Genomic DNA, 16,568 nt, shown 5'->3' with positions numbered 1-16,568 from the left:
TTTAGAACAGAATCACTTTATTTTTTTAACGTTAAGAACCAGATAAGTTATAATGATAGAAAAGTAAAGAAGACAAACAGATGGAGGAATAAATGATTAAAGAAAATAGTTTGCTAAATAATCAGCAAGCAAAAGCCATTTTAGCTTTACAAAAACGATCATACGAAGTTGAAGCATCAATTATTCGTAGTCGTCAGATTCCACCTTTGCAAGAAACGCTCCTCCACCTACAACAATCTAAAGAGATATTTTTGGGATACTACATAGAAGACACGTTAGCCGGCGTTATTTCGTTTAAAGTGCTGGGGAAAGAGTTAGATATTTACCGGTTGTTTATTGATCCTGCGCATTTTAAACAAGGAATTGCTCAAAAATTACTAGCCTTTGTAGAAAAAAACTATTCAGCTACTAAGATATCTGTTTCAACGGCTTCAAAGAATATGCCAGCTATTTGTCTTTATCAAAAGAAAGGCTTTGTCGTGATAAGAACTACAAAAATAAATGATGAGCTAACCCTAGTTCATTTGGAGAAAGTAATAGAAGGCGGTAAACTATCATTATAGAAAGAAGGTGTAAAGATGCAAAAATATACTAACGCACTGATTCATGAGAAATCTCCTTATCTGCTACAGCACGCACATAACCCAGTTAATTGGTATCCGTGGGGAGAAGAAGCCTTTGAAAAAGCCAGGCGTGAAAATAAGCCTGTATTTGTATCAATTGGATATAGCACTTGTCATTGGTGCCACGTGATGGAAAAAGAAAGCTTTGAAGATGAAGAAGTCGCAGATTTATTAAATAGACACTTTATTGCAATTAAAGTAGACCGCGAAGAGCGACCAGATATCGATTCCATTTACATGCGCGTATGCCAAATGATGACCAATCACGGAGGTTGGCCTTTAAACGTCTTTTTAACACCTGACCAAAAACCGTTTTATGCGGGTACCTATTTCCCAAAGAATAGCGCTTATAATAGACCAGGTATGATGGATGCGCTACCACAGCTCGCTGAAAAGTTTCTGCATGAGCGGTCCTTTGTTGAAAAGGTAGGAGAGCAGGTTGTAAAAGGTTTAAAAGCTTCTGTACATATTCCTTCAGACAGCACAATTGATGAAGCTACCCTTCATCAAGCATTTCAGCAGCTCGTTGGTCAATTTGATCCAGTGTATGGAGGATTTGGGCAATCACCGAAATTTCCAATGCCGCATACGCTGACATTTTTGCTTCGATATCATCGATTAACCAATAATGATACGGCGCTGTTAATGGTTGAAAAAACGCTTGATTCGTTAGCCTCAAGCGGTCTCTATGATCAAATTGGTGGTGGGTTTGCGAGGTATTCAACAGATCAACAATGGATGATTCCGCACTTTGAAAAAATGCTCTATGACCAAGGGCTGTTGCTACATGCTTATATTGAAGCATATCAAATGACGAAGAAACAGCGCTATCGTGAAATAATTGAAGAGAGTATCACATTTTTAATTCGTGAAATGAGAGATAGTCAAACGGGTGCATTCTATTCAGCGATTGACGCTGACTCAGAAGGAGCAGAAGGAACCTATTACGTATGGTCAAAAGAAGAAATAACAAACCTTTTCACTGAAGAGGAAGCCGAGTTTGTCTGCAGTGCATATAGCATTACGGAAGAAGGGAATTTTGAAAGCAAGAACCACCTTCATTTAATTCCAACGGAAATAGAAGAGCTAGCCAAGCGCAGTAAACAATCCGTTGAAGAAACGGAAACTAAGCTAAAAAAATGCAATGAAAAACTGTTAAAAGAGCGTCAAAAACGCATATACCCTCACGTTGATGATAAGATTTTAACATCTTGGAATGGCTTGATTATAAGCGCATTAGCAAAAGCGGGTCGGACATTGCAAAATGAAACATTTACAGAGCTAGCTGAGCAGGCTGCGCTTTTTATCCACGAAAATATGTACGAGACGGAGCGCTTAATGGTTCGCTATCGTGAAGGAGAAGTAAAGGAAAAAGGTTTAATTGATGACTATGCGTTTTTATTATGGGCTTATAACGATCTTTACGACGCGACACTCAAAGTAGATTATCTTACGAAGGCGAAAGCACTTGCAGAGAATATGACTTCATTATTTTGGGATGAAGACAAAGGCGGGTTTTTCTTTACTGGAAGTGATGCAGAGCAACTGCTTGTGCGTGAAAAAGAAGTGTACGATGGTGCTCTCCCATCCGGTAATAGCGTCGCCGTTTGCCAGCTTTTACGTTTAGGTCACCGAACAGGAAACGAAAAGTTATTACAAATGGTTGAAAAGATGGAGCGAACGTTTTATTCACTTATTCGAATGCAAGCCAGTAGCCATACGCAGTTTTTACAAGCGCGGCTTGAACAAGCAATCGGGATAAAAGAAATGGTTGTGTTAACTAAAGGTAAAGTAGAAGAAATACAGCTTTTGAAGACGTCATTTATACCAGAAGTTGTATGGTTGGTTGGGAATAAAAACGAACTGATGCCACATGCTGATTTCCTAGAGAGCTATGACCAAAGAGGTGAGTCGACCATTTATGTATGTAAAGATTTTGCGTGCGAGCGTCCGTCTATGGAAATAAAAAAGGCTATTGAAGCAGTTTTATAAAAGTAATAAAATACCGCCATTCCTCTATGGCGGTATTTTTTATGATAGTTGCTTGCTTTCAGCGTGTTTTACAAATGTATATTCATCTTCAATTAAACCACATGCTGCGCACTGAATGCGGCGTTCTGGGCCACGGTATGGCGCATGGAAAGCATCTAGTGAATCATTGGTATATTCTGTTACAACGTCACCAGAGCGAGGATCTAATTTGACTGCCGTAGCTTTTTGCTCAATGATATTAAAGCGCGTTCGGTTTGTTTTACAGCTTGGACATAAATAAGGATTTCCCATGTTGTCCACCTCCTAGTTGTTACGATGTCCCTTTTTTGAAAAAACATACAAAAACTAATGATTTGAAACAAGCCTTAAATTCGTTAAAATAAAGCTAGGTGATGAAGATGAAAATACGTAAAAATTTACAAGAAGTAATGAACGTGTTGCAAACGAATGAACAGTTTAAATCCAACATCGTTCATTGGCATACAATTGAAGAAAAAGAAGCAAAAACAAGTCCTTTTCCTTCACAAATTCATGAGAAAATACGTGCGGGATTAGAGAAGAGAGGAATTCTATCGCTTTATACGCATCAAGCTACAGCTTTTACATATGCGTATGAGAAGAAAAATGTAGTTGCTGTTACGCCTACTGCTTCAGGAAAGACGCTTTGTTACAACCTTCCTGTCCTTCAAAGTATCATGGAAAATGAGCAGTCCCGTGCGCTATATTTGTTTCCAACAAAAGCTCTTGCACAAGACCAAAAGACGGAGCTAAATGAACTGATTGAAGAAATGGACGTTTCAATTAACAGCTACACATACGATGGAGACACGCCAGCTAATATTCGTCAAAAGGTGCGCAAAGCGGGTCATGTTGTCATTACAAATCCTGATATGCTTCACTCTGCTATTTTGCCTCATCATACAAAATGGGTATCGTTGTTTGAGAATTTAAAGTATATCGTTATTGATGAGCTTCATACGTATCGAGGCGTATTCGGAAGCCACGTAGCAAACGTTATTCGACGCTTGAAGCGAATATGCCGCTATTATGGCAGTAACCCAGTGTTTATATGTACGTCCGCTACAATTGCCAATCCAAAAGAGCTTGCAGAGCATCTTTTAGGAGAGCAGGTGGAGCTTGTCGATAATAACGGAGCACCGAGTGGAAAAAAACATTTTATCTTTTACAACCCACCCGTCGTAAATAAGCCACTAAATATTAGGAGAAGCGCTACGCTGGAGGTTCGTAACATCGCAGGAGAGTTTTTGAAGAATAAAATCCAAACAATCGTTTTTGCTCGAAGTCGCGTTCGGGTTGAAATTATCTTAACGTATTTACAAGAACTTGTAAAAAATCAGCTGAAAGGTAAATCGATTCAAGGGTACCGGGGGGGATACTTACCTAAGCAGAGACGTGAAATTGAAAAGGGACTGCGTAGAGGAGAAATTTATGGGGTCGTCAGCACAAATGCACTAGAGCTTGGAGTAGATATTGGGCAGCTGCAAGTATGTGTGATGACAGGTTATCCTGGAACAGTTGCAAGTGCTTGGCAACAAGCTGGACGTGCAGGGCGCAGACACGGAGAAGCCGTTATTGTGATGGTTGCTAGTTCGAGCCCGCTGGATCAATATATGATTCAAAACCCTGAATATTTCTTCAGTCGTAACCCTGAAAGGGCACGCATTAATCCTGATAACTTAGTGATCTTAGTGGATCATTTAAAGTGTGCCTCCTATGAACTGCCCTTTAAGCAAGGAGAAACGTTTGACGGTGTGGATATTGAAGATGTATTGGAGTTTTTAGGAGAAGAGCGCGTGATTCACCTAAGCGGTGATAAGTGGTATTGGATGAACGATTCATTTCCAGCTCACAATATCAGTTTGAGATCTGCTTCACAAGAAAATGTCGTTATTATTGATCAGTCAGACGTCGCCAACGTAAAGGTCATCGGAGAGATGGACCGTTTCAGTGCCATGACGCTTTTACATGATGAAGCTATTTATTTACATCAAGGTATTCAATATCAAGTTGAGTATTTAGATTGGGATGAAAAAAAAGCATACGTACGTGAAGTCACCGCTGATTATTTTACAGACGCCAATTTAGCCGTTAACTTAAAAGTATTGGAAGCCGATAAAGAAACGAAAGCACCTTCTTATACGATGGGGTACGGAGATGTAATGGTAAGCGCGATGGCTACTATTTTTAAGAAGATTAAATTTGAGACGCATGAAAACATTGGGTCAGGTCCAATTCATTTGCCTGAGGAAGAGCTGCATACCAATGCAGTTTGGCTTAGTTTTTCAAAAGAAGTATTCCAAGAGTCAGAAGAACGATTAGAACAGGCTCTATTATCAGTTGCTACTACCATTCAGTCAATTGCACCGTTAATGGTGATGTGTGACCCTTCTGATTTACATGTTGTTCCGCAAGTGAAAGCCGTTCATAATGAAGAGCCAACCATCTTTTTATATGATCGATACCCTGGTGGAATTGGACTGAGTGATAAAGTATACGAACAAATGAAAGAAGTGTTAGAAGAAGCGCAGCAGCTTATTGCTACTTGTCATTGTGAAAGCGGCTGTCCATCCTGTATTGGATTAGAGGGGCAAGGTGAACATGCTAAACAGGATGCGCTCTCACTGCTTCAGCTATTATTAGCAAGGTAGGTGCAAGAAATGTCGTTGAAAAATAAGCTTAATCGAATGAAAAAGCATTTGCATGTGGAAGAGAAAGTGCCTGTTTTAAAAAGTGAACCGGTTAATCATCAACGAATAGCCTATGAACAGCAGTGGAATGAAAAATTTGCTAAGCCTTATTTTAGCGAGGATAACTACTGCATGATTCGTGAAGTGCGCTATCCAATTGGCTATCGTCACGGACATTATGCATTTTCAGAACTACAGAAAGTGATAGAAGCATGGAATAAGTCTCCGCTATCACATCCACTTTCTGCAAAAGGGCATAAAATGTCGGATTTGTTTTTCTTCGATACAGAAACGACGGGGTTGAGTACGGGAACAGGAACGACTATCTTTTTACTGGGCTATGCACAGGTGATAGAAGATGAAGTGATATTTAGGCAGCATGTGTTAACCGAGCCAAGCGGTGAAGTTGCGTTTTACGAAAGCTTTTTAAAAGCCGTTGATTATACAACGCTCGTCACTTATAACGGAAAGTCTTTTGATTGGCCTCATGTAAAAACAAGACACACGTTATTAAGAGACCATTTACCGAAACTTCCTAAGTTTGGGCATTTTGATTTACTACACGCTTCAAGAAGGCTTTGGAAACATAAAATGGATTCTGTTAAGCTTGCAAATGTTGAAAAAGAGGTGCTGGGGGTTGAACGTGTTAATGATGTCCCAGGGTTTTTAGCACCAATGATTTATTTTGATTTCATAGAAAGCAAAAATCCTCAAGGGTTATTTGAAGTAATGGATCATAATGAATCAGATATCCTCTCTTTAATTACGCTCTATATTCACCTGTCAAAGCAACTTCTCTCTGAGCATAAAGCTACGTTGAAAGAGAAATTTGAAGTCGCTCGTTGGTACGAACAGCTCGGTGAAAAACAAGAGGCGTTAGCATTGTATGAAGATGTGGCTAATGCAAAAAGTGATGAAGAGTATCAAGCGATCCGAGCTATTGCTTTTGAGCATAAGCGTAACAAGCAATTTAAAAAGGCAGAAGAGCTGTTTTTATATGTTGTTTCCAACGCGCCAATACTTCTTCAAACTGAAGCAGCCGTTGAGCTTGCTAAATTATATGAACATAAGTTTAAAAACTATGAGCGTGGGGTATTTTATGCAGAAAAAGCCTTACAGCTGACGGAAGAAAGTCAAACGTTCATTGAAAATGATAAACTAGAAGCTCTATACAAGCGGATTAATCGGGTTAGATATAAAGATAAAATGTATACATCTCACTTATAATGATTGTTAATTTATTACTGAAAATTCCAAATTGTTAAATTTTAGTTTTCTCTATTTTAAATATTGTTCTATTTTTCAGTCGTTGATAAAATAAGACATTGTATTGCTGTTTTAGCAATTTATATCAAAAATATAGAACTTTGGTGAGATGGAGAGAAGTAATATGAAAAATGTCATTTTGGTATCATTTTTCGCAATTATTTGTTTGACGGTAATTATTTTTAGTAGCATGAAAAACACGTACTTTTCTTTGATGTAGTTTTAGAAAATAGGTGTTTACATTAGTACATGTACACCCCTTATCACATACTGTAGTAATGTAATAACTAAACAGTGAAAGGGGAAAACATCATGTATCCAAGACCAGTAAAGTGCATGCCACCAATCGTGCACCCAACAAAATGTTGTATACAGTTTAACAATCAGGAGGTAGTTGTACCTCATATTCACCCAAGCCATAACACGCTAGTGAATCAAACGAATTTTAAACATGTACACTATTTTCCACAAACACAATCTGTTGTAAATCAACAAACAAGCCAACAGTTCTTTGGTGGTGCACAACAATGTCCTACACAAGTAGGTGGGGCAATGTCTCCAGGAATGCCCAACCAAGTGGCTGGTGCTCAAATGCCAGGTATGATGCCAGGTATGATGCCAGGTCAAGGCAATCAAGTAGCAGGAGCGATGGAAAACGGCATGATGCCAGGATATCCAGGTGCAAAAAGAAGATTTTAATAAGAAATAAATCAATTGATAGGAGCTGAATATTTCAGTTCCTATTCTTATATTTAAAGGAGTGCTTACACGATGAAAGTGCTGACAATTTCAGGGTATAAACCATTTGAATTAGGGATTTTTAATGATCAGCACCCTGGTATTTCATACATAAAAAAAGCAGTAATGAAGCGTTTAGTACCGCTCATTGAAGAAGGGCTTGAATGGGTCCTAATCAGTGGCCAGCTCGGTGTAGAATTGTGGGCTGCTGAAGTGATATTTGACCTGCAGCTGGAATACCCCCAGCTACAGCTTGGTGTATTAACCCCTTTTTTAGATCAGGAAGAGAAGTGGAACGAAGCGAATAAAGAACTTTATGAATTTATCGTGAGCCAAGCTGATTTTGTGGATAGCATTACAAAAAAGAAGTATGAAAGTCCTAATCAGTTCCGCTTGAAAAATCAATTTTTAATTGAAAAAAGCGATGGGATTTGCCTTGTATATGATGAAGAGCATGAGGGTAGCCCAAAATTTATGCTAAAAGTAGCCCAAGATAAGGCTGAAAAGAGTGAATACCCGATTATCACCATTACATCCTATGATTTACAAGATATAGTTGAAGAGGAGAAGTTTTCATCTTTTTAAACAATATTGAAAAACATTTTGCAAGATAAATTGACAAGTTGAGCTATTTCTGAAAAAATGGTTTATAATAAACAAGAGGTTTATTGTATTCGAGGTGATTGAAATGTTAGCTGATAAAATTCGTTTAACAGCAAAAGAAATTTTGGAAAAAGAGTTCAAAACAGGAATGAGAGGCTATAATCAAGAGGAAGTCGATAAATATTTAGACTCCATTATTAAAGATTATGAAGCGTTTCATGAAGAAATCGAGTTACTACAGGCAGAAAATTTACGCTTAAAAAAGCAAGTGGAAGAGTTATCAAAACGTCCACAATCTACAACGGCACCGTCTTATACGCCGCCACCAGCACAGCAGCAGGCTGGTACGACAAACTTTGATATTTTAAAACGTTTGTCTAATCTTGAAAAGCATGTATTTGGTAGCAAGCTATACGAATGATGAAGAATAAAAATAGGAGTTGCAATTAACTCCTATTTTTATTATAATTAGAAAGGTCGTAATCAATAGCGTTTGGGTAATTGCTGCATCTCTTTGAAGATGTAGAGGAAAGTCCATGCTCGCACAGGCTGAGATGCTTGTAGTGTTCGTGCCTAGTGAAGTCATAAGCTAGGGTAGCGTAACTGCTAACGGCGGGGAAAAAGCCTAAGTCTTAGGATATGGTTTGAATACTCTGAAAGTGCCACAGTGACGAAGTCTCATTAGAAATAATGAGAGTGGAACGAGGTAAACCCCACGAGCGAGAAACCCAAATAATGGTAGGGGAACTTTCCCAAAGGAATTGAACAGAGGGAAGGACAAAATGCACGCATTTTGTAGATAGATAATTACCACCGGAGTACGAGGTAGCTAGCCGCTTGTAGTACAAAGGAACAAAACATGGCTTACAGAACGCTATTGAACAGCAGTCGACATTAGTTGTTAACCAAATATATTCGCACCAGCTCTTCATATCATGAAGAGCTTTTTTTTGTGTGCTTTTTTCTGTACTAAGCCTCAGGTCTTAGATGGAAATCAAGCTTAAGCTCGTTTTGGAAAGAAAGAATTGTAGGTAAGATGAGAATAGAAAAAGAAAGGAGGCAACATGATGAAAAAATTTGGACTATTTATTCTGGGCCTAATAGCAGCGGTTGTGCTTATTGCTAATTTAGGACCGATGATGCTAATGCTACTAGGGCTTGTCATTTTATATGGTGTATGGAAGCAGGTAGTAAAAGCAACATCTTCATTTAAGAAAGCAGCTTTTGCAGTACTTGGTGTGATTGTTATCTTGAGCATGATTGCTAACGTACCAGCATTTTTCGGTATCTTAGCAGCCATTGCGCTTTACTTTGTATACACCAAGTGGAACGATAATGACATGAAAGAAATTAAAACAGAGGATCCATTTCAAAACTTTGAAAACCAATGGACAGAATTAAATAAACAATCTTATTAAGGAGTGAACGTTATGAAAAATATTTTTACACGTATGAAAGAATCAATCTCATCGGACTTGCACAATATGCTTGACCAAAAGCAACAAAAAAACCCAATTGCAGCTTTGAATTACTATTTGCGCCAATGCGAAGAAGAAACAGAACGAGTTCGAAAGTTGGTGGAACGTCAGCACCTATTAAAAGAACAGCTTGTGCGTGAATATAAGCTAGCATCGGCAATGAAAGAAAAGCGCCAGCAGCAAGCGGAAGTAGCTCTGCAAGCTCAAGAAAATGAGCTGTATGAATTTGTTCAAAAAGAGCATGCTCAATATGAAGAGCGTACAGAACGCTTGAACATATCGGTTCAGCACGTCACCAAGCAGCTTGATGAATTAGAGCGTAAATATGAAGAAATGAAGCACAAGCTGAATGATATGCATATTCGCCGAATGGAACTGATGGGGCGTGAAAACGTTGCGCGAGCAAATCATCGAATGAACACTGTTTTAAACAATGATGAACTATCATCAAGTGAATATTCTAAGTTTTCGGATATCGAAAACTATATTGATCAATTAGAAAATCAAATTAATACCGATTATTATCGTCAAACAATTGACAGCAAAATTGCAGCTTTACAAAAAGAAGCAAAATAAGGTTAATTAGGATAAAAAAATGTAATCTCATAGACAAAACGTGATATTCTAAAAAGGGCGTAGTAGTAGCTACGCCTTTTTCATCAAGAGGAAATGCCTGCAAAGCGAAAGGAGGAGAACGGCATGAAAAGAATTGTAGACAATGGATACTTCAATCTAATAATCATTACAGCTCTATTTATTTTATTTGTTGAAGTTGTCTTTTTTCATAGCGGGTTTATTTTTGCACTCCTCGTTGCTGGTGCTTTTATCTATATAGGGCGAAAACGTCTACCAAGGCGCTCAGGTAAAATCTTATTTTGGATAGGAATCATTGGTGCGATTTTAAATTTAGTTAATACAGTCGCATTTCAGTTTTTGGTCATTGCAATTTTTTTCTATTATTTATTTCATTTTGTTAAGTCTAAAAAAGAACCGGTATATATTACGCCTATAACAGAAAGTCGAGAATCCCTGCGAGCGCAAAGGCAGCTGTTGAAAAATTCATTTATATCGCGACAGCGAACAGACGAAACCGTTTACGAATGGAGTGACATTAATATTCAAAATGTGTGGAGCGATGTGGTAATTGATCTTAGCTACACCGTGCTTCCAAAGGGTGAATCGGTTATTTTTATTCGACAACTAGCGGGTAACGTGACCATTTTTATTCCATACGAAACAGAAATTTCGGTTAATCATTCTTCTATGGCTGGAGCAGTTACAATCTTTGATCATGCGCAATCTTTTGCGCCACTTCAAAACGTGTATATGAAAACGCCAGAATTTGATGAGGCATCACAAAAAATAAAAGTAATGATTTCAATGGGCGTTGGAAGTTTAGAGGTGAAGCGAATATGAGCGTTATTCAGCGCCAGTTACTATGGGGAATCACGATAGCCTTTACAACGTTTATTACAATGATAATTAGCGTGTTTATGGCGTTTCCTATCCAACGGTTTACAGAGCTATGGGAACGAGAAGTGTTTGACGTTCCTTTTATTCTTTTCTCCATCACGAGTAGTCTAACGATAGGAGCAATTTTTGGAGGCGTTTCTGGATTGCTTTGGAGGCAACAGCTTGAAGTGATTGAGAATCGATTGCGTGAGATGAAAAACCGTCAATATCAAGATCGAAATGATAAAACAACGGTTCAAGAAGTAGAAGGTATTTTATCTAATGTAAAAGAAGTTCAACGCTTAATGAGCCAGCAGGTTGAACAATCGCAAAAAATGGTTAATGAAAAAGTGGAAGATCAGCAAAAGCGAGTTCAAGAAGTCATTGTGCAAGAGCGAAATCGATTAGCTCGTGAGCTTCATGATTCTGTGAGTCAGCAACTGTTTGCCGCATCCATGCTCATGTCAGCTTTAACAGAATCAACGGATGAAGATTCTCCGAAAAGCAAGCAGTTAAAAATGGTAGAAGAAATGATTAATCAATCGCAGTTAGAAATGAGGGCACTGCTACTACATTTGCGACCAGCTGCATTAAAAGGAAAATCGTTGCAAGAGGGCATTACAGAACTTTTATTAGAACTTGCTCAAAAAGTTCCGATGGAGCTTAAGTGGAATGTAGAAGAGTTTTTACTAGATAAAGGAGTAGAAGACCATCTATTTCGAATTGCTCAAGAATCTGTTTCCAATGCACTGAGGCATTCTAAAGCATCCATGCTGAAGGTACTGCTCGTTCAGCGTGACAGCTTAGTTATTCTACGTATTGAAGACGATGGTATCGGTTTTGATGTGGAAATGGAAAAATTAGGCTCTTATGGATTGCAAAATATGCATGAGCGAGCTGTTGAAGTAGGAGCTACCTTAAAAATTGTTAGTTTGCCAAATCACGGGACGAAGTTAGAAGTAAAGGTCCCGCTCATTCATAACGAATAGACTGAAGAAAGGAGAGTTGCTCATGATTAACGTATTGTTAGTTGATGATCATGAAATGGTACGAATAGGCGTTTCAGCGTATTTATCTGCTCAGGCAGATATTCACGTCGTCGACGAAGCTGCTAACGGTCAGCAAGCGGTAGAAAAAGCGCTAAAGCACCGTCCGGATATCATTTTAATGGATTTGGTCATGGATGGTATGGATGGTATTGAAGCAACAAAACACATTGTTGATCATTGGAGTGAAGCCAAAATCATTATTGTGACGAGCTTTTTAGATGATGAAAAAGTGTATCCAGCACTTGAGGCAGGAGCATCCAGCTACCTGTTAAAAACGTCTAAAGCAAGCAAAATTGCGGAAGCTATTCGCGCTACATATGCAGGAGAAGCTGTGCTTGAGCCGGAGGTCACCGGGAAAATGATGACGAGAATGCGTCGCCCATCTTCTCCGCACGAGCTGTTGACAGGACGTGAAATGGAAATCCTTTTGCTTATGGCACAGGGTAAAACAAATCAAGAAATTGCCGATGAGCTATTCATTGCTTTAAAAACGGTTAAAACTCATGTGAGCAATTTACTAAGCAAGCTCGATGTGCAAGATCGTACGCAAGCAGTTATCTATGCTTTTCAACATAAGTTAATTAAATAAAAGCGAAGGTCTTCTTGAAACCTTCGCTTCTTTTTTTTATAAAATAGCTGTTTTTTTATTGCATTTCAGTATAAAATGATGGTAGCGCTTTATATGCTAGCGCTTACTTGTAGGGAATGTTGTGAGGAGTTGAACAAATGGAAAAGAAATGGTGGAAGGAAGCCGTAGCGTATCAAATCTATCCACGTAGCTTTAAAGATTCAAACGGAGATGGAATTGGTGATATTCAGGGTGTCATTTCAAAGCTTGATTATTTAAAAGATCTCGGGATTGATGTTATTTGGATTTGTCCAATTTATCAATCACCAAATGACGATAATGGTTATGATATTAGTGACTATCAAGATATTATGAGCGATTTTGGTACCATGGCAGATTTTGATGAACTGTTAGAGGAAGTTCATAAACGAGATATGAAATTAATTATGGACTTAGTTATTAATCATACATCTGATGAGCATCCTTGGTTTGTTGAAGCGCGTTCTTCAAAAGATAATCCGTATCGTGACTATTACATTTGGCATGAAGGTAATGATGGCAATGAACCAAACAATTGGGAGTCCATTTTCAATGGTTCTGCTTGGGAGTTTGATGACGAGACGAAAGAATATTATTTGCACGTGTTTTCAAAGAAACAGCCCGACCTAAATTGGGAAAATAAAGCGGTTCGACAAGAGCTATATAATATGGTGAATTGGTGGTTGGATAAAGGAATTGATGGATTCCGAGTAGATGCTATTTCACATATTAAAAAAGTGCCTGGTTTTCCAGACCTACCAAATCCAGAAGGGTTAGATTATGTACCTTCGTTTGAGGGCCATATGAATCGTCCTGGTATTCAAGAGCATTTATCAGAATTAAAAGAAGAGACATTTGCTAAATACGATATTATGACAGTTGGTGAAGCAAATGGCGTTACGTGGGACGATGCTGACGAATGGGTAGGCGCTAAAAACGGTAAATTCGATATGATTTTTCAATTTGAACATATGGGACTGTGGGACAAAGGGGAAAGTGAACCTCTGGATTTAGTTGAGTTCAAAACAATTTTAACGAATTGGCAAAAAGGCTTAGCTCAAATTGGTGGGTGGAATGCACTTTATCTTGAGAACCACGACCATATTCGTTCTATTAATAAATTCGGTAGTATGAAATACCGTGAAGAAAGCGCAAAATGCTTAGCTGCACTTTATTTCTTAATGCAGGGCACACCTTTTATCTATCAGGGCCAAGAGTTAGGAATGACAAACGTAAAGTTTAACAGCATTGAAGATTATAATGATGTCGGTATGGTGAATTACTATCGTATTCAACGTGAAAAAGGTCAGAGTCATGAAGAAATCATGAAAGTGATTTGGGAAACAGGTCGTGATAATTCACGTACACCGATGCAGTGGGATCGTACGAAAAATGCTGGTTTTTCAACAGGAACACCTTGGATGAAAGTGAATCCAAACTATGTTGACATTAACGTGGAGCAGCAGCTGTCAGACGAGGAATCGATTTTAAATTTTTACAAGAAGCTTATAACGTTACGCAAACAGCATGAAGTATTTGTCTACGGAACGTATGACTTGTTGCTAGAAAATCATCCAGCAATTTATGCATATACGCGTACGCTAGATGATAAAAAAGCAATTATTATTTGCAACGTATCTTCTAAAGAGCAAGAGTTTAAGTTGCCAAAAGAAGTAAAAACTAATGAAGAAGAGCTGCTTATTCACAATTATCAAGTAGCAACAGAAGAGACGGTTCAAGAGTTTACATTACGCCCATATGAAACGCGTGTTTATTTTGTTTGATAACAAAGGTTAGTGCAAACGATTGCGCTTATTTTGAGGCTCACATATGTGAGCCTTTTTTAGTGAGTTTAAGCATTTTCTTTTTGAAAGCTTTTGACTACCGCAAGTGGATATGGTACTTTTACACGTAGTATTCATTATTAGACAGTAAAATGAGGTTGAAAAATGACAAAATATAAAATTATTGCAACCGCTGCAATGGGAATTGAATCACTTGTAGCAAAAGAGGTTCGTGCATTAGGCTATGAATGTGAAGTAGATAATGGAAAAGTAATCTTCGAAGGCGATGAGCTAGCAATTGCGAGAGCAAATCTATGGCTGCGCACAGCAGACCGCGTGAAAATTGAAGTTGGTCAATTTAAAGCGCGTACATTTGATGAATTATTTGAAAAAACAAAAGCGCTTGATTGGGGACGCTATTTACCCGTAGATGCTCAGTTCCCTGTGTCGGGTAAATCAGTGAAATCGAAGCTGTTTAGCGTATCTGATTGCCAAAGTATCGTGAAAAAAGCCATTGTTGATAAAATGAAAAAGCATCATAATATCACAACAGGCTGGCTTGAAGAAAAAGGCGCGACGTTTAAAATTGAAGTAGCGCTGTTAAAAGATATTGCAACAATCACAATCGATACGAGTGGAGCAGGTTTGCACAAGCGCGGTTACCGCGTTGGACAAGGTGAGGCACCGTTAAAAGAAACGTTAGCTGCAGCACTGGTTATGCTGACGCCTTGGAATCCTGATCGACCGTTTGTTGATGCATTTTGTGGTTCAGGAACGATTGCGATTGAAGCAGCTCTAATTGGTCAAAATATTGCACCTGGCTTCAATCGTGACTTTATTTCAGAAGAGTGGCCTTGGATGTCTCAAGAGATTTGGGATAAAGCACGTGATGAGGCAGAGGAATTAGCAAACTATGATCAAGATTTAGATATCGCTGGGTATGATATCGATCACCGTATGATAAAAGTAGCGCAGCAAAACGCATTTGAAGCTGGTCTCGGAGACTTGATCCAATTTAAGCAAATGCAGGTGCGTGACTTCACGACTCCAAAGGAATACGGGATTATTGTTGGAAACCCACCGTATGGAGAGCGTTTAAGTGATCGACCTTCTGTTGAAGCAATGTATGCAGAAATGGGCGATGCGTTTGCTAAGCTTGATACGTGGTCTGTTTTCATGCTTACATCCCATGAGCAGTTTGAACAGTATTACGGCAAGCCCGCGACTAAAAAGCGTAAACTCTTTAACGGATTTATCAAAACCGACTATTATCAATATTGGGGACCACGTCCACCTCGCAAAACAAATTAATCTAATTAAAATACACATGCTCAAGTTTTAGCATGTGTATTTTTTATGGACAATCTTCAATAATCCAAATTATTCTGCGCATACTACAAAAAGAGATGGGCAGTTGAAGATATTTAAAGAAGCAAAAATATTCTTTGGTAGTATGATTGTATTATCTTGGTTAATAGTTCCTTTTTTGGTGTGAAATCCATTAAAAGATATAAATATGCAGTTGCGTTCGTTTTCGTATTTATTTTTATGGAAAGCTTTGTAGCTGAAAAATTCAAATGGTGGTCCTTTCCAATGCCTCTTTTACGCTATCTTACAGGAGAAGTGGCACTTGTTTTGGGCCCTTTCATTCCAGGCTCTTTTTGGATTATGAGGCTTACATACGGACGCTTTGGCCTATATATGCTGTTGAATTTAATTACCGATTGGCTTTTTGTTTTATGACAAAGAAGCTGAAGATGTTTCGATTTGGAACGATTAAAAAGCCGCAACTTCTCAGCATTTTTCTTTTCAAAGCTGTACTGATGTATGGATTTCAGTATTTTATCGTTGAAAAAGCTAATAAAGAAGATCCATCACCGTGATGGATCTTCTTTATTTTACTGCGCCAGATGTCATATTCAGTAAAGAAAGTTCATCTCTATCTGACATTTTTTCTATGAATAAATGGAACGGTTTCTGTATACAATAAGCTTATAACTATTTTTATAGAGAGAAGGAGAGTGTTGGAAATGGTCCGACCAAACGAGCATTTCTTAATAATTCGTCAAGCGTTAGAAAATAGCTATCATCATATACAGCAAGGAGGAGAACTTTCTCCAGATCTTTTGAATCAGTTTGAGCAAGCTAAAGCTGAATATGAGGCTGCTTTAAATTTTATTTCATCCACGGACTCTTGTTTTCGCCCACTTTCTTAATGCGAATAGCTCTTATATATGATACTAATACCTTATGCTCTGCTTTTGCAGA

At 38.3% G+C, this 16,568-nt stretch carries 18 protein-coding genes and 1 other RNA gene; 18 read left to right on the top strand and 1 reads right to left on the bottom strand.

The features are described 5' to 3' along the window. Positions 1 to 92 precede the first annotated feature (92 nt). On the top strand, positions 93 to 563 hold the full coding sequence (locus tag AS180_RS11070) for a GNAT family N-acetyltransferase (RefSeq protein ID WP_062686815.1): 471 nt from the start codon (positions 93 to 95) through the stop codon (positions 561 to 563). 15 nt (positions 564 to 578) lie between these two features. Continuing rightward, positions 579 to 2,615: a thioredoxin domain-containing protein gene (locus AS180_RS11065; protein ID WP_062686814.1), complete on the top strand. Its 2,037-nt coding sequence runs from the start codon at positions 579 to 581 to the stop codon at positions 2,613 to 2,615. 39 nt (positions 2,616 to 2,654) lie between these two features. Here AS180_RS11065 and AS180_RS11060 read toward each other — a convergent pair whose 3' ends face one another. Further along, entirely contained in the window at positions 2,655 to 2,906 is a 252-nt protein-coding gene (locus AS180_RS11060) for a hypothetical protein (protein ID WP_025909359.1), read from the bottom strand. Between the two features lie 107 nt (positions 2,907 to 3,013). Between AS180_RS11060 and AS180_RS11055 the strand changes: the two genes are divergently transcribed. The 16 genes from AS180_RS11055 to AS180_RS10985 all read left to right on the top strand — a co-directional run bounded on the left by AS180_RS11055 (position 3,014) and on the right by AS180_RS10985 (position 16,516). Next, positions 3,014 to 5,284: a DEAD/DEAH box helicase gene (locus tag AS180_RS11055; RefSeq protein ID WP_025909360.1), complete on the top strand. Its 2,271-nt coding sequence runs from the start codon at positions 3,014 to 3,016 to the stop codon at positions 5,282 to 5,284. A gap of 9 nt (positions 5,285 to 5,293) precedes the next feature. Next, positions 5,294 to 6,550 (top strand): ribonuclease H-like domain-containing protein, encoded by a 1,257-nt coding sequence (locus AS180_RS11050; protein ID WP_025909361.1) that lies wholly within the window; start codon positions 5,294 to 5,296, stop codon positions 6,548 to 6,550. Between the two features lie 351 nt (positions 6,551 to 6,901). Continuing rightward, positions 6,902 to 7,288: a spore coat protein gene (locus AS180_RS11045; RefSeq protein ID WP_025909362.1), complete on the top strand. Its 387-nt coding sequence runs from the start codon at positions 6,902 to 6,904 to the stop codon at positions 7,286 to 7,288. A 72-nt stretch (positions 7,289 to 7,360) separates the two neighbouring features. Further along, positions 7,361 to 7,912 carry an SLOG family protein gene (locus AS180_RS11040; RefSeq protein WP_025909363.1) on the top strand — a complete coding sequence of 184 codons (552 nt, stop codon included), beginning with the start codon at positions 7,361 to 7,363 and terminating at the stop codon, positions 7,910 to 7,912. Between the two features lie 103 nt (positions 7,913 to 8,015). Continuing rightward, positions 8,016 to 8,351, top strand: coding sequence for a cell division regulator GpsB (gene gpsB, locus AS180_RS11035; RefSeq protein WP_025909364.1), 336 nt, complete (start codon positions 8,016 to 8,018; stop codon positions 8,349 to 8,351). Positions 8,352 to 8,419: 68 nt separating this feature from the next. Beyond that, an RNA gene (gene rnpB, locus AS180_RS11030) (RNase P RNA component class B) lies at positions 8,420 to 8,802 on the top strand. A gap of 192 nt (positions 8,803 to 8,994) precedes the next feature. Next, positions 8,995 to 9,348 (top strand): lmo0954 family membrane protein, encoded by a 354-nt coding sequence (locus AS180_RS11025; RefSeq protein WP_226372959.1) that lies wholly within the window; start codon positions 8,995 to 8,997, stop codon positions 9,346 to 9,348. Positions 9,349 to 9,360: 12 nt separating this feature from the next. Continuing rightward, positions 9,361 to 9,984 (top strand): PspA/IM30 family protein, encoded by a 624-nt coding sequence (locus AS180_RS11020; RefSeq protein WP_025909366.1) that lies wholly within the window; start codon positions 9,361 to 9,363, stop codon positions 9,982 to 9,984. A gap of 123 nt (positions 9,985 to 10,107) precedes the next feature. Beyond that, the gene (gene liaF / locus AS180_RS11015; protein WP_025909367.1) at positions 10,108 to 10,824 is read left to right on the top strand and encodes a cell wall-active antibiotics response protein LiaF; all 717 of its coding nucleotides are present in this window, start codon (positions 10,108 to 10,110) and stop codon (positions 10,822 to 10,824) included. Then, entirely contained in the window at positions 10,821 to 11,849 is a 1,029-nt protein-coding gene (locus AS180_RS11010) for a sensor histidine kinase (protein ID WP_025909368.1), read from the top strand. The genes liaF and AS180_RS11010 overlap by 4 nt, the downstream gene beginning before the upstream one ends. 22 nt (positions 11,850 to 11,871) lie before the next feature. Then, positions 11,872 to 12,498: a response regulator gene (locus AS180_RS11005; protein ID WP_025909369.1), complete on the top strand. Its 627-nt coding sequence runs from the start codon at positions 11,872 to 11,874 to the stop codon at positions 12,496 to 12,498. A gap of 137 nt (positions 12,499 to 12,635) precedes the next feature. Then, positions 12,636 to 14,300: a glycoside hydrolase family 13 protein gene (locus tag AS180_RS11000; RefSeq protein ID WP_025909370.1), complete on the top strand. Its 1,665-nt coding sequence runs from the start codon at positions 12,636 to 12,638 to the stop codon at positions 14,298 to 14,300. 165 nt (positions 14,301 to 14,465) lie between these two features. Continuing rightward, positions 14,466 to 15,611: a THUMP domain-containing class I SAM-dependent RNA methyltransferase gene (locus AS180_RS10995; protein ID WP_025909371.1), complete on the top strand. Its 1,146-nt coding sequence runs from the start codon at positions 14,466 to 14,468 to the stop codon at positions 15,609 to 15,611. Positions 15,612 to 15,791: 180 nt separating this feature from the next. Continuing rightward, entirely contained in the window at positions 15,792 to 16,043 is a 252-nt protein-coding gene (locus tag AS180_RS23535; protein ID WP_226372958.1) for a hypothetical protein, read from the top strand. Further along, positions 16,040 to 16,183: a hypothetical protein gene (locus AS180_RS23530; RefSeq protein WP_226372957.1), complete on the top strand. Its 144-nt coding sequence runs from the start codon at positions 16,040 to 16,042 to the stop codon at positions 16,181 to 16,183. The genes AS180_RS23535 and AS180_RS23530 overlap by 4 nt, the downstream gene beginning before the upstream one ends. Before the next feature lie 147 nt (positions 16,184 to 16,330). Beyond that, positions 16,331 to 16,516 carry a hypothetical protein gene (locus tag AS180_RS10985; protein ID WP_025909372.1) on the top strand — a complete coding sequence of 62 codons (186 nt, stop codon included), beginning with the start codon at positions 16,331 to 16,333 and terminating at the stop codon, positions 16,514 to 16,516. The last annotated feature ends 52 nt before the right edge of the window (positions 16,517 to 16,568 follow it).

It is taken from the genome of Priestia veravalensis, from assembly GCF_001457055.1.
Classification (GTDB): domain Bacteria; phylum Bacillota; class Bacilli; order Bacillales; family Bacillaceae_H; genus Priestia; species Priestia flexa.
The sequence above is the reverse complement of the archived record's forward strand: the minus strand, read 5'-3'. Positions and strand labels throughout refer to the sequence as shown.